Raw genomic sequence first — 13,782 nt, 5'->3', positions numbered from 1 at the left:
TTTAGTAAGCCTCCATCCCTGAGGCTAGAGCCTTCCATAGCACGATGGGGGCGCGAAAGCGGGTGTCAGAAGTGGAGGGCGGCACCTAGACCTACTGTTGCACCGCGAGCATAGGACACACCAAACACTGGGTTGCCCTCTGCATCCGTGCCAAAGCGATCTTTAATACTCATGTACTCTTCATCCAGCAGGTTGTCGCCAAAGAAGTACACCTCGCTATTACCGAAATCCATACCCAGGCGGGCGGATACCAAGTGTACTGGCGGCAACTTGCCGAAGTTAGACGCATCCGTGTAGCGGCTACCCATGTAGTTATAAGCAAGCCGCGCGTTGACGGTCCCATCCGCCAATACCCCTCCAAGGCCGAGGTCTTGACCCGCTACTTGATAGCCAATGGCTGCCTTGGCGGACCATTCCGGCACTGTTGGCAAGTGATTGCCACTGTTCAAGCCATCTTGCAGCGCCGCCGCCTCCTCAGACACATTGCGCAGTGCCGTATTGGTATAGGCAACACCACTGCTTAGCCACCAGCGATCCGAGGGGCGATACTGTGCATCTAGCTCTAAACCTACTGAACGCGCATCCAGGTTTAGGTTCTTACCAGTGAAATCCTCGTAGTCCCAGGTTTGCATTTGCTCCTTACGCATATCGTTCAAGAATAATGCCCCACTGATCGCCAGACGGTCATCAAGCCATGCAGAGCGTGCACCCAGCTCGTAGGTCAATACCGTCGAGGAGTCATAGGGGTCTCGGGGTACACCGCTCCACATAAGCGAATTACCCTGCCCAAAGCCACCGCTCTTGTAGCCTCTGGAAAGACTCGCCCAGGTCATCAGGTCGGGGGACCAATCGTAGGTGAGCGCTGCCCGCCCCGTTACAAAGTCGTAGCTCTTTTCCCCCTCCTCGGCAAAATAGGGCACAGCTCCAGACATGCCGTCACTGGTGAACTCGGAGTGGAATTCCTTGGATTCATGGGTAGCACGCGCGCCCAACGACAGCTGCAGTTGATCGTTCATTGGCAGGTTAACTTCACCGAATACCGCCTGCCCTGTCGTGGTGAGATCGTAGTCGGTGCTGCCCGTAGCGGAAGGACCGAAGTACCACATTTCGCTATTGCGATTTCGTTGCGCTTCATCCCGATAGAACACCACACCTGCCAGCCAGCCAACCTGTGCATCAGGCAGCGCAGCTACCCGGAACTCTTGGGTCAGCCGTGAGTCTCGCTTATCCCAATCGATAAAGTTCGTTTCAGGATCCAGGAAGTCGGATGGCGGCAAGCCACTAAAGTCACTGGCGATAAGGGCATCGGGAAAATTATAGCTATTACGATTATTCAAGCGTGCATAGCTGGTTTGCGCGGTTGCCGTGAATGTGTCGAAATCATGCTCAAGTCGTGAGTTGATACTGAGCATGCGCAAATCATCCACGGTCTTGTTCTGAGCCGCCTGTTTCGCCTGCCCCGGGCGATCAGCAATGTAGGCCGTCGGTGCGGTGTCAGTGCTTTCTCCCTGAACACTGAGCAGCCAGCTTGTTCGTTCGGTGGGGGTAAACAGTAGAGATCCACGGGCCACCCAACTCTCATCTTTACCCAGATCCTCACCCGCACTATTGGGAATATAGCCATCGGTACGCGAACGGCGAATCGCTAACCTGCCAGCAAGCCGTTCAGGCACGATGGAGCCATTGAGAATGCTCTCGGCGCGAAAGATACCATCCGTACCAACCTCTGTACGCAATGAACCCTCGAACCCATGATCAGGCTGCACAGGCACCAGGTTGATAGCACCACCGGCCGTATTGCGACCAAACAGTGTATTTTGCGGTCCTTTGACGACCTCCATCCTCTCCAGGTCCAGATAGGGTGAGAGCGAAGCGCCCATCGGCATGGGCGCACCATCAACGAAAGTCAGTACCGAGCTATCATCCGGGCTAAGGGGCGTAAGGATCGGTGCAACGCCACGAATGACGGTAAACGCATTAGAGCGATCACCGAAAGTGCCGAGACTAGCGCCCGCCACATCACGCAACGCCGCCGCACCATCGAGCATACGCTTCTGTTCCAGCGATTCACCGCTCTCCACATGAATTGACGCGGGCACATCCCGAAGGCTTTCCTCGCGACGCCGTGCCGTAACGGTGACTGGCTCAAGCTTGGAGGTCTGGTCGTCCAGTGCGGGGTCAGGACGTTCATCCTCTGCAACGGCGTAGGGCGTTTTCGGTAAAAACAAAAGACCTGCAATCAGCAGGTGGCAGGGTCGAATGCTCCGCATATTCATGGCTGTATCCGTATTGATGAAGTCAATGGAAGTCACCATGCTAGAGAGCCACACGCCAACAGCACTACTCCAAACGGGACACGAACCCCCGAATGCGATTTATTTCTATTCTTGTTCAGGATACTGGAGTCGGCTCATCAGGTGCCTGGGCTGCCCACATGGCGGCATATAGACCGTCGCAGCAAAGCAATTCATCGTGCTTGCCGGACTCGACGATGCAGCCCCGGTCCAGGACAATGATCTGATCAGCATTGCGTACCGTGCTCAGCCGATGCGCCACCATGATCAGAGTGCGATCCCTGGCTAACGTATTAAGGGCGCGATGGATCGCCATCTGCGATTGCGGATCCACGGCGGCAGTGACCTCATCCAGCAATAGCACGGGTGCATCCTTAAGCAGAGCCCGGGCAATCGAAAGGCGCTGGCATTCGCCACCAGAAAGTGCAAAACCGGACTCTCCCACTCGGGTTAGATAGCCTTCCGGCAACCGCTCAATAAAGTCAGCACAGTCAGCAGCAACACACGCTTGCCGCACATCTTCATCGCTAGCATCCTCCCGCCCTGCCCTCAGGTTCTCGATGATGGTGCCGTCAAAAATCTGGACCTGTTGAAACACCGCGCTAACTTTTCCATACAGTTGTTCCGAACCCATCTCACGCAGGTCGACACCGCCCATACGTACAGCCCCTTGGTCAGGGTCATGAAAACGCCCCAGCAGATGCAACAACGTGCTCTTACCCGCACCGGAGGGGCCGACGATGGCCGTGATACTCCGCTCTGGCACCTCGATGCTGATGTCACGCAACCGGGCTGCCCCCCCGTGGGAGAACGACACCGCATCGAAGCTCACCGCAAAGTGCCCCGGCGTCTTCGCGACCAGCGGCTCGGCGAGTGGCTGCAGTGCCCACGCTTCCTCTAGCTTGACTTCGCTTTGGCAGGCATGGCGCAACATGACCAGATATTCGGCCGCCTCCAGTAGCGGCCCAAGAAACTTGTAAGCCAACAGGAAGAAGGCGATCCAACTCACAGGGGGAATCTCGTCACCAAGCACGCTCAAGGTGCCAGCCAGCAGTAGCACAAGCAGACCGCACTCGACGAGGAAGCGAAACAGCATCACTGGGCCACCGCCCCATTTTTCAATGCTCAGGCTCATTCGGCGCAGGTCGCAAAAAGCCGCTGTTAAGCGCTGCGCCCAAGCATCAGCGTGATGGAACAGGCGCAGTGTCGTCAGCCCACCGATGAATTCCACCAGCAGACCGGATGTCTGTCGGTAGCGTGCGTGCTTGCGCAGCCCCGCACGCTCGAATAGATGGCGGCTGACCACCAGCGCCAGCGCCGCTAGGGGTACCAGAGCAGCTAAAGCGAGCGCTAGGCGCCACTCAATACTAGCCAGAACAAGCAGTGCCACCAGCGATAAGCCCAGCGCGGCGACGAAGTCTGCCAAAACATGGGCGAAGATCGATTCCACACGGTTAATGTCATCCGTCACCACATCGGCTAGCTGTCCAACACGCTGGCTGCGCAACTCGCCAATAGGGACGTTGCGCATTCGTTCAATCAACCGTTCCCGATAGCCTGCAATGATGCGGTAGCTTTCCAGAAAGCAGCGTTTCTGGCCGCCATAGGCCAACAGCCACTGCAGTACAAAGCTGACGATCAGGGCCAGCGCCAGCCAACCTGGATCTGCCGCCCAACCAAAGCCGGGACGTGGAACCCCCAGAATGGTACACAACCACAGATAACAGAGCAGATAAGGCATCAGTTCGCAGCAACGTTCAAGCACCCTCAGCAGCAGTCCCAATAGCAATGGCCGCGCAGAAGTGCCGCTATGGGAAAGAATGCGCCGCAAGCTGATCCAGACATTCACGTTTGCCATCGTTTGCTATCCTTGTGACGTTGTCAGATCGCCGCGCTCCGAGGTCAGCGTCCAGCCGGAGCACGATGCTTCACAACGCATCATCGACTGGTAGTAACCGCTACGCTGCATCAGCTGGGTATGACGGCCGCTAGCGGTCAGTCGCCCCTGTTCGATCACCAGAATCTGGTCGGCGCACTCAATCCCGGCAAGACGATGCGCGACGATTACGAAGGTCTTGCCGGGATACGCCTGTCGCAGATCCCGGAAAAAAGCGCGCTGGGTCAGGCTATCGGCAAACGCCGTTGCTTCGTCGAGCAGCAGGATCGGCGTATCGGCGAGCAACACCCTTGCCAGCGCGATGCGCTGTCCTTCACCCCCGGAGAGGCGCGTACCGAGTTCTGCGACCTGGGTATCGAGCCCCTCAGGCAATCCGCACACCAGTGCTTCTGCCTGGGCCACCCGCAGCGCCTTTGCGATATCAGCCTCGCTGGCATCCGGCCGAGCTAGGCATAGATTCTCACGGATGGTGCCGCTGAATAGGAACACCTCTTGGGTGGCCATTCCTACCAAACGTGTTCGATCACTGTCCGCTAATTCGCTCATCGGCCTAGCGTTTATGAATACACCGCCGGTAAGTGGCTCCAGCAGCCCAGCCATGATGTGTGCGATGGTCGATTTCCCTGCGCCCGAAGGCCCCACCAGCACATTGAGTGATCCAGGTCGTAGGCAAAGACTCACATCCGCCAACACCGAGCGGCCACCGTACTGTATGTCAACGTCCCTCAGCTCGACCAAGGGCGGCTCGCTGAACGTTACTGAGCGGCTCACCATAGATGGAGGCACCGGTAACGCCAGGATAGGCGCCATGCGCCGCAGCCCAGCCAGAATCGGCGGAATCTCCATAAAGAAGCGGCTGACTTTGAGTAGCGGTTTGAAAATAGCTGCGCCCAGCATCAGGGTCAGTGCCACATCCGCTGAGCTCACTTCGCCCTTGGCACACAGCCATGCCCCCAGCGGCAACACCAGCAACATATGAGCCCCCAGCACGCTGGTAAATAGTGACCAAACAGGCACCGTGCGTCTGGTGATGGCCGTCGTCAGTTGGTAGTACGCCTGCAACCGAGACTGCAATAGCTGGAAATGTGATGCGGATCGACAAAATACTTTCAGTACCGGCATATTGCGCAGATATTCCACCATCACATTATTGAGGTTGGCGGTGGCTACGCTGAATTGGTCATGGTCATTGCCAACCCCTCGCATACCCAACATAGCGACGAATAGCGCCACTGGTCCGATGGCCAGCACTGCGAGCGCCAGCCGCCAGTCCAACCAGAACAGCAGTGCGGTAACACAAAGTGGCGCCAGAATCGCGGCAGTGATCTCGATCGTGTGATGGGCGAGAAACCCCTCAAGGCGCTCCACATCCTGAATGACCGACTGCTTCAAAGCACCACTGCCATGCCCGTACAACCAGGGTAAAGGTGCTGCCACCAGCTTGGCGACCAGGGTATTGCGAGCCGTTGCCATGATCGCGTAGGCGACATGATGGCTGATCAAGTAAGCCGCGCCGTAGAGCAGGTACTTGAGCAGCAGCGCTGCCGCTAGCCAAGCCGCCAGGAACGGCAATGTCTCCACAAACCGATGTGGCGTTAGCACAAGAGTGCTAATCGCTTGGTAGAGCAACCAGAACGGCAGCAATTCAGCCAGAACCGCCAGGAACGTTATTAGCAGCGCCACTACCATCATCAGTCGATGGCTGACTGTGAGTTCGTAAAGCAGGCGCGGTGCACTGGTATTGGCTCTGAAATTTCTCATGGGTAGGCTCATACTGGTCGAAGCGAACTCAGCATAGAGAGGTAGCGACTGCCAAGACTCCCCGCAGCAGATCCTTTTGGAGGTGATTTCACTCCCGATTCGGGTAGCTGAAGGGTGCCGATTAGCCAACAATCCAGTACTTCGAATGGCCGTCCTGGATTCCAGCTCATGCAACGTCTACGCTCGCTTCTTATCGCAATTCCCGTCATGACCGTTCTGAATACAGGGGGTGTTCTCGCCCATGATTTCCCCCTAACCATCGTCGATGACCGGAATAAGAGCGTTGAGATCGCTCAGCTACCGCGCACCGTCGCCTCTATTTCCAGTTTCGGTGCGGACGTACTGGTATCGTTAGGCAGGCAAGTCGATGGCCTGTCGATACTGGGTGGCCAGCAGTCTGACTTTCTCGGCGGCGCAGCAGTGGAGGCTGTGAATCTTGGGGAGGTTCACCAAACCAATCTAGAAGTTTTGGCTCAGTTATCCCCGGACTTAACTATCGGGCTACGCACCTACACTGAGCCTTTCGAACAGAAAATTGAGGAAGCCGGTGCCTTTCTGGCGTTTGACCTGATCACCCTGGAAGACTCTCTACGCGGTGTCGAACGCGCCACCCTGGCGCTCGGCGCCGAAAGCCAGGGTAGCGCGTTGAACGAGCGCTTCCTGAACGACCTGGAGAGCCATGCCGAGCGTGCACCGGGTGACATCAGCGCCGTATTCCTCTGGCACTGGGGTGATGTTCCTTATGCTTTCTACAGTCATCACCTAACCGGACACATCATGACCCAGCTTGGCGCGACCAATATTCAGGGCAATCCACCGCCAGGCATGGCACCAGCGGATTCTTCCGCGATCAGCATGGAAACGCTGCTGCGCCTAAATCCAGATGTGATCCTGTCGTTCAAGGCAGAAGATGGCCCCTTCGTTAGCCACCCCGCTTGGCCCCGTTTGAAGGCCGTACGTAATAACCGAGCCTGGCGAGTAGGTGATCAGTACGTCATGCCCCACGGCCCGCTGGCCAGACAGATGGTACTTAAAGAAATGGCCTATCTGCTCTACCCAGAGCACTTCCCCGCTCCCGAAGATATCCCCGAACCCGCCCAGGCCCGGGCTATGAACTTCGAGCGCTAACAGGGCATGGATAATCTCTTGCTCCAGAAAGCCCTGCCGATTCGCGTGTTCTGGCTTGCATCGGCCTGCCTGCTCGTCCTGAGTCTAACAACAGCAGGAGCGCTTGCGCTGGGCGAGTTTGGTATTCCGCTCCACGTCCTGCTCGAAGCGCTGGTACGTGATGATGGATCCGATGCGGCATTTGTGATTCGTGAACTACGTATACCCAGGTTACTGACCGGGATGCTGGCAGGTGGTGCGCTGGGTTTAGCGGGCGCCATCGTGCAATCAATCACCCGCAACCCGTTGGGTGAACCTGGATTACTAGGGGTCACGTCAGGGGCGGCATTCGCGATGGCGCTGTGCATGACCTACTTCACGCTACCAACCCCGACCATGCTGTTACTGAGCACGCTAGGTGGCATAGTAGCAGCGCTAATGACACTCTCCATCAGTTTAGGGGCACGTCTGAACCCGCTGTACCTGACGCTGACCGGAATGAGCGTTAATCTGTTCTTCGCCGCTGCTATCATCGTGCTACTGATCTGCGCCAATGTGGAGGCCAACGGCATCTACTACTGGTTAACGGGCAGCTTAATCAACCGCACTTGGGAGCACGTACACCTCCTGTGGCCTTGGGTGCTACCCGCCCTACTATTGGGAATCGTCTTTGCTGGCAAACTGGATCTATTACGTCTGGATGACACGATTCTCATCGCTCTCGGCATGCGCGTCACGCCTTGGAGATTGCTGTTCGGTGTCGTTGCCGTACTACTAGCGGCGGCGACAGTGGCGGCCACGGGCCCAATCACCTTCATTGGCTTGGTCGCCCCCCACTTGGTCCGCTTCACCCTGGGCAGTAACGGAGTTCGCCATCGTCATCTACTGCCGCTGTCCGCCCTGGTCGGCGCCAGCTTGGTATGCGCGGCTGATCTTATCGCCAAGTGGCATGAGGTTCCCGTTGGGATTCTCTGTGTACTGCTGGGCGGGCCGATACTGGTTTACCTGATCAGTCGGCAGAAGGGCTAATTATATGTTTCAAAACGTTATAACAACACGCAGCAGCGCGAGCCAGCGCATGCCATTGCGCATTCCCCTCACGCTGCTCGGGGTTGTCTTGGTACTGCTGGTGCTAGCTTCTCTGTTTATTGGGGCTGTATCGGTGTCGCCACGATTGATTCTCGATAGCCTATTTTCAGGCCAGGCGTCGTCCCTGGAAGGCACGCTGGTATGGCAACACCGTTTGCCACGCGCACTACTCGCCATCCTGGTCGGCCTGCAGCTCGCCACCGCTGGCCTGATATTGCAAGCGGTGTTTCGCAACCCGTTGGCGGACCCGAGTATTGTTGGCATTTCCAGCGGGGCTGGGCTCGCAGTCATCACCGTTCTGCTGCTTGCCGACCTTGCCACGGTGGATGTGCTAATCGGCGACGCGACTCCCGCAATGATGAGCTGGCTGCCCGCAGCAGCACTGCTCGGTGGGTTGCTGGCAGCCAGTTTGGTGCTGGGCCTATCCTGGCGGACACAGCTGCGTCCCGTCCATTTGGTGCTCAACGGGATTGCCGTGGGCTCTGTGCTGAACGCGCTAGTGATGTGGGTTATCGTCACCTGGGGCGGTGCACGCACTGAAATCGCTTTGATCTGGCTAGCTGGCAGCCTATACGGGCGCGACTTTCAGCATCTGTACATGCTGTGGCCCTGGAGCCTAGCGGGATTACTCGGCACCCTGGCTTTGCTGAGACCACTTGCCCTGCTGCGTTTTGATGACAGTCTGGTGATCAGTCTGGGACTTCGCCCTATGTTCTGGCGTGCTGCCGCCATTGCTGTTGCGGTTCTGCTCGCCGCCAGTGCGGTGGCGGTTACTGGCCCGGTCGGTTTCGTGGGGCTGGTCGCTCCCCACCTCGCCCGACTACTGGTGGGCTCAAAACTGCATCGATTATGGATCGGCAGCATGTTGCTCGGCAGTATGCTGATGCTGTGCGCTGATCTCATTGGCCGTACAGTGATCAGCCCCTTAGAGATTCCCGTGGGTGCATTAACGGCCTTGCTTGGCATACCCATATTCCTGCTGCTCTTGCACCGACAAGCGAGGATTAGGTTTTGACTGAGCATAGATCCCCCAAGACGCCGGTTATGCAAGATTCAATCGCTGGTTGAGCCGAACTCACTCAGGCTCTACATGCATTTCACCTATTCAACACAGCCCGCTGTAGCCCCCGGCTGACTATCAGCGCCAGCACCACTACCGCTGCCATGCATAGCGCCAGCATGGTGAACATGCCCGAATAACCCAGCCGGTCGAGCACAGTACCGGCGAGCACGGGCACCGCCAGGCGCGACAGGGTGAATAGGCTCGCTTGTAGGCCGTAATCCAACGCCCGGTTCCCCGGTCTGGCAAAGTGCATCATCAGCCCGAACATCAGCCCCGATAGTGCTCCCATGGCGCAAGCGATCAGCCCCGCGCCCACCAACCATAGCGACTGCCCGGCGGCCATGTGGCTTACCAATCCCAGGGTCGCCAAGGCCAGTGCCCCCAGGCCAGCGAACAGCGGCACTGCCCGGCCAATGCCGATACCCATTGCCAGACGTTGACCCGCCAGGCTAGCCAGAGCCCCCATCACGCCTCCACCAACCCCAACCCACCATGCCACCTGCTCTGCTGGCATACCAAGGTCAAGCATCAGTGGTTTAAGATAGATCCAACCAGCGCCGACAAAAGGGAAGAGCAACATCAACAACGCCACCCAGATACCAGCAGCAGGCTGACGAAAAAAGTTCAGCACCCCACTCTGATAAGGCGGCGAAAAGTGCGCTTCTGCCGGGATATGAGGCTCGTTTTCTGGCTGTGCTGTCACCACCATGCCGCATAGTAGAATGCCACCCACCGCAAGCAGCAGTGCCATCAGCACAAAGGGAACCGCCCCACCCGTTCGCTGGTGCAGCACCAACAGTAGGCCACCGCCCACCACGGCAGCCAGAAACAGGGCCGCTGAACGAATGCTACCAGCGCGCAGCCGCTCCTCAGCGGGCAGGCAACGAATCGCCAACGCGTTCACGGGCACATCGGCCCAGGTCGCCAGCAAGCTGATCAGTAGCACCCAGGCATAGAAGCGCGGTGGCTGCGCGAGTGGAAAGTCATACGCTAGCCCCAGCAACGCTAGGCCCAGCAACAGCCCGAGCAGGCATGCCCAGGCGCGATAGCCTCCGCCAGCGAGGCGGCAACGCTCCACAGGAACCGCCATCACCAATTTGAGTATCGCAGGCAGCCCCGCTAGCTGTAGCAAACCAATTTGTGTGCCGCTCCACCCTTGTTCGCGCAGAACCAGGGGCATCCCTAGCAATAGATAGATGCTGGGCAACGCCAGGGCAAAGTGAAGCCAGCCGAAGGTCAGTTGCTTGGCCATCACAGAGCGATTCATTTTACCCTCCTGCGCGCCACCAGGGCCGTGGCGGGCGCCATGGGAAGCGCTATCGGCTGCGCCTCACACACCTCAAAACCCTGGGCCAGCAGTGCTTCGCGCAACTCACCGGCCTGGGTCACTCGACGCCCCTGCCACAGCAGCGGCAGGTAGTAGGAGAGCATGCGGCGGGCCGCCTCGGGTTCGTCAGGAATTTCAGCGTGCACGCAGATCAACTCGCCACCGGGCTTTAGTGCGGCGTGCAGTTTGGCTAGGCAGGCCGAAAGCTCGGGCACAAAATGCAGTACCGAAGAGCACCAGATCAGATCGTACCCGGTGCCGATGTCATCCCTCGCCAGATCGCCGCCCCGCGCCTCAAGACGCGACGCTAGGCCAGCTTCGGCAATATGTTGCGCAGCCACATCGGCGGCTTCAGGCAGTTCAAAGACCACGCCGTGCATATGTGGAAACGCCTTCGCCAGGCCAACAGCGACCAACCCCGGACCTCCGCCTAGATCCAGCAATCGCCAGGCTGATTCAGTCCTCCTTCGTTGTGCCACCAATTCACAGGCCGCGGGCGCTGTTACCGCCGCCTGCTCACGTGCCAGATGGCCACGCGCTGCCGCAGCCCAGCGTTCACCGCTAGCCAGTGGTGCTGGCCGGTTTTGTCCGCGTAAGCTATCGGCAAGCCCGGCACCGAAATCACGCAGCGACGCAAGCCGAAAGCGCCAAGCATCACCGCAGTCTAACGCCGAGGAAGACACTAGATAGCATCGCGCCACCTCGCTGCTGGTGTAGAGCCACTCCCCCGCCGCATCGCGGCTACGGTCGAGCAACTGCATGCTCCACAACAGCGTCAACCAGTGGCGAGTGGCTTCGGGCCGCCATGCGCGCATTTGCGCCAGAGCTTCGGGAGTGCAGGGTGACGCCAGCGTCTCAAATAGATCCTCTGCTAAGGCAAGCTGTAAAGCCTCGGCTTGCACAGAAGCTAGCGTTAGATCCCAGTAAGGCTGCAGCGCATGGGGAAGCGCATCTGCGGGCTGGTTCATAGCGACACCCCCACACGCAAGCCAATCTCCCTGGGCGGACTATACTCCCGAACATTGCCATTGAGCAGGCCAACGGCATCAAACCGGCGGTCGGTGACGTTGTTCACGTAAAGTCCCAACTGCCATGGCCCATGGCGATAACCTGCAGCCAGGTCCAGCTCGGTATGCCCAGAGCGGCTGAATTGGTTGGCTGCATCCAGGTAAGTCTTGCCCATGCCGCTGAGGTTAGCCTGGGCATACCAGTCCTGAGGCGAGTCGTAACGCACTCCCAGCCGACCACTGATATCCGGCGCGAAGGGATTGCGGTTGCCAGCATGGTCGCCGCTCAGATCCTCAAACTCACGAAAGCGGGTACGATTCAGCGCTAGGCCCGCCTGCAGTGTCCAGTGGCCGCCCAACCAGTAATCGATATCCAGCTCAATACCCCGCGAACGTGCTTCGGCAGCGTTGGCGATATGCACGTTTCCGGGCTGGAGTACCTGCTGCACCTGCATATCCTCGATAGCCATCCAGTAAGTGGCGACTCCATAGCGCAGCCGCCGCGAAAATGCCGTTCCCTTGATGCCTAACTCGTAGGAAGCAACCTCTTCTGGGGCGTAGCCGGGGTAGCCGCTTTGCGCTGAGAAGGCGTTGAAACCTCCGGCACGAAACCCTTCGGCATAGCGGGCATAGAGCCAGTCGTCGTCACCCAAGCGGTACTGCAGTGCCAGTTGCGAAGTAACATCGCGCCAGCGCTCGCTGCGCTGCCCGGATCCTCGGGGCGTCAACGCCACCCGGCTCTGCTCTAAGCGCAGGCCTGGTGTTAGGCGCCAACGTTCACCTAGCGGCAGCGTCCACTGCCCGAACAACGCGAGGTTCTCAGCCTCTAGTGTTGCCTCACTGCGCTGGGTACCCATCGGGTTGCGTTGCTCGAACTGCAGTTGATGATCATCACGGTCGCCGTACAGGCCCAGTACCCAACTGCTCTGCCCCTCATCGCCCTGACGCTCCAACCGCAGTTCCTGAGATAAGGTGGTCAAACGCTGGTCGCGCCCCATGGCAAAACGCTGGGCTGGAGTAAGATCGGTATCTTGGGTAATACGATCGTGGAACTCTCGCCGCGCCGTGATCGAGCGTAGCGCCAGATCTGTCGTCAGCGCATGGCGTACATCCAAAGAGACATCCTCGCCGGATGAGCGATTGCTACCAGGGTCAGGCGACGTAACACGGCGCGACTCGTTCTCGATCCGCCCCCAAGGCGCCGCGCCATCACGATAGTCTAGCCGACCATAACGTAGGGTAACGTCGGTGTCCTGCGTCGGCAGCCAGCGTAGACTCAGGCGTCCACTCTTGCGTTGGCGGTCATCCGCCTCACCTGCGCGCGACAGATTATCCACGAAGCCATCCTGCTGGCGCCACTCTCCGCTGACACCCAAATAGAGCTGTTCAGGCACTAGCGCTTGGGCAGCATCAAAGCGTAGCGAGGTTAAATCGCGACTGCCTAGCGTAGCCTCCAGTTCGGCATAGGGGCCTTCATCCGGTTGGCGGGTATGCAGGCTAATCACTCCCGTTTCGGCGTTTCGACCATAGAGTGTCGACTGGGGCCCACGCAGTACCTCGACCCGCGCCACCCCCAATAGGTTGTGATCGAACCCTTGGCCACTCACTACTGGTACACCGTCGATCAGCATCAGCACCGATGAAGAGAAAGCGGTAGCACCGGAGGTCAACCCGCGCATTACCGGCAGTGCGGTACCCGACTGGCCAAAGGGTTGAAAGCTCACCCCAGGTGTATAACGCGCCAAGTCGCCAATGTCGGATGCACCTGCATCCGCAAGCGTCTCGCCGGAGATCACCACCAAACTTGCTGGTACCTCTTCCTCTGCCTGCACTACCTTGTTGGCCGTCACCTTCACCACCGGCAGCCCTTCCTCTTGAGCGATGCTGCCCATACCGTATCCCCCCAGCAGAAGCATCACCGCGACTTGCTTCACCCCTTTGCTCTGCATCGCTCCCCCTTAAGTACTGTTGCTGCCTCCTACTGGCGCAGGAGTAGTTAAGGGAGTAGGCTAGCGCCAAACGATATCAATTATCATGCTCATTCATATGCAAACCGATTCACTTTCTATGCCTAGCGATGCACCACTCCCAGCAGAGAAGCCTCTGCAAGGTTCTCAATGCTGCGTGCTGGATGATGGCCTCTCGATAGTGCTAACCCGCTACCGTGCTAAACATACGATCGTCGAAGAGAGTCACACACCTCATACGGGCGCAGGCGTGATAGTGACCTTTGGTCT

The 13,782-nt window shown here is 58.4% G+C and carries 10 protein-coding genes; 4 read left to right on the top strand and 6 right to left on the bottom strand.

Features of this window, described 5'->3' with window-relative positions; translation table 11 throughout:
• Nucleotides 1–65: 65 nt before the first annotated feature.
• From INT21_RS01460 to INT21_RS01450, 3 genes are all read right to left on the bottom strand, one after another.
• A complete protein-coding gene (locus INT21_RS01460) occupies nt 66–2,276 on the bottom strand; it encodes a TonB-dependent receptor (protein ID WP_193060944.1) in 2,211 nt (736 codons plus the stop codon).
• Between the two features lie 115 nt (nt 2,277–2,391).
• Nucleotides 2,392–4,152, bottom strand: coding sequence for an ABC transporter ATP-binding protein (locus INT21_RS01455; protein ID WP_193060943.1), 1,761 nt, complete (start codon nt 4,150–4,152; stop codon nt 2,392–2,394).
• 6 nt (nt 4,153–4,158) lie between these two features.
• On the bottom strand, nt 4,159–5,952 hold the full coding sequence (locus INT21_RS01450; RefSeq protein WP_226912709.1) for an ABC transporter ATP-binding protein: 1,794 nt from the start codon (nt 5,950–5,952) through the stop codon (nt 4,159–4,161).
• Between the two features lie 168 nt (nt 5,953–6,120).
• Here INT21_RS01450 and INT21_RS01445 point away from each other — a divergent pair, with 168 nt between their 5' ends.
• From INT21_RS01445 to INT21_RS01435, 3 genes are read left to right on the top strand one after another with little or no spacing between them, the layout of a single operon-like run.
• Complete coding sequence (locus tag INT21_RS01445; protein ID WP_193068366.1) at nt 6,121–7,080, top strand: ABC transporter substrate-binding protein; 960 nt, start codon at nt 6,121–6,123, stop codon at nt 7,078–7,080.
• 18 nt (nt 7,081–7,098) lie between these two features.
• Complete coding sequence (locus INT21_RS01440; RefSeq protein WP_226912710.1) at nt 7,099–8,088, top strand: FecCD family ABC transporter permease; 990 nt, start codon at nt 7,099–7,101, stop codon at nt 8,086–8,088.
• Between the two features lie 49 nt (nt 8,089–8,137).
• Entirely contained in the window at nt 8,138–9,163 is a 1,026-nt protein-coding gene (locus INT21_RS01435) for a FecCD family ABC transporter permease (protein WP_193068368.1), read from the top strand.
• An 82-nt stretch (nt 9,164–9,245) separates the two neighbouring features.
• On the opposite strand, the gene INT21_RS01430 is transcribed toward INT21_RS01435, so the two are convergent.
• The 3 genes from INT21_RS01430 to INT21_RS01420 are packed head-to-tail and all read right to left on the bottom strand — an operon-like array spanning nt 9,246 to nt 13,494.
• Nucleotides 9,246–10,478, bottom strand: a complete 1,233-nt coding sequence (locus INT21_RS01430; RefSeq protein WP_193068369.1) for an MFS transporter — start codon at nt 10,476–10,478, stop codon at nt 9,246–9,248.
• On the bottom strand, nt 10,475–11,506 hold the full coding sequence (locus INT21_RS01425; protein ID WP_193068370.1) for a methyltransferase: 1,032 nt from the start codon (nt 11,504–11,506) through the stop codon (nt 10,475–10,477). Before INT21_RS01425 ends, INT21_RS01430 begins: the two co-directional genes overlap by 4 nt.
• On the bottom strand, nt 11,503–13,494 hold the full coding sequence (locus INT21_RS01420) for a TonB-dependent receptor (protein ID WP_193068371.1): 1,992 nt from the start codon (nt 13,492–13,494) through the stop codon (nt 11,503–11,505). The genes INT21_RS01425 and INT21_RS01420 overlap by 4 nt, the downstream gene beginning before the upstream one ends.
• Nucleotides 13,495–13,579: 85 nt before the next feature.
• On the opposite strand from INT21_RS01420, the gene INT21_RS20295 reads away from it, so the two are divergent.
• Nucleotides 13,580–13,782 (top strand): hypothetical protein (locus INT21_RS20295; protein ID WP_226930561.1); only part of this gene is annotated, 203 nt, incomplete at its 3' end.

This window comes from Halomonas sp. 3F2F (genome assembly GCF_014897805.1).
Classification (GTDB): Bacteria; Pseudomonadota; Gammaproteobacteria; order Pseudomonadales; family Halomonadaceae; genus Vreelandella.
This window is presented reverse-complemented; position numbering and strand designations above follow the sequence as displayed.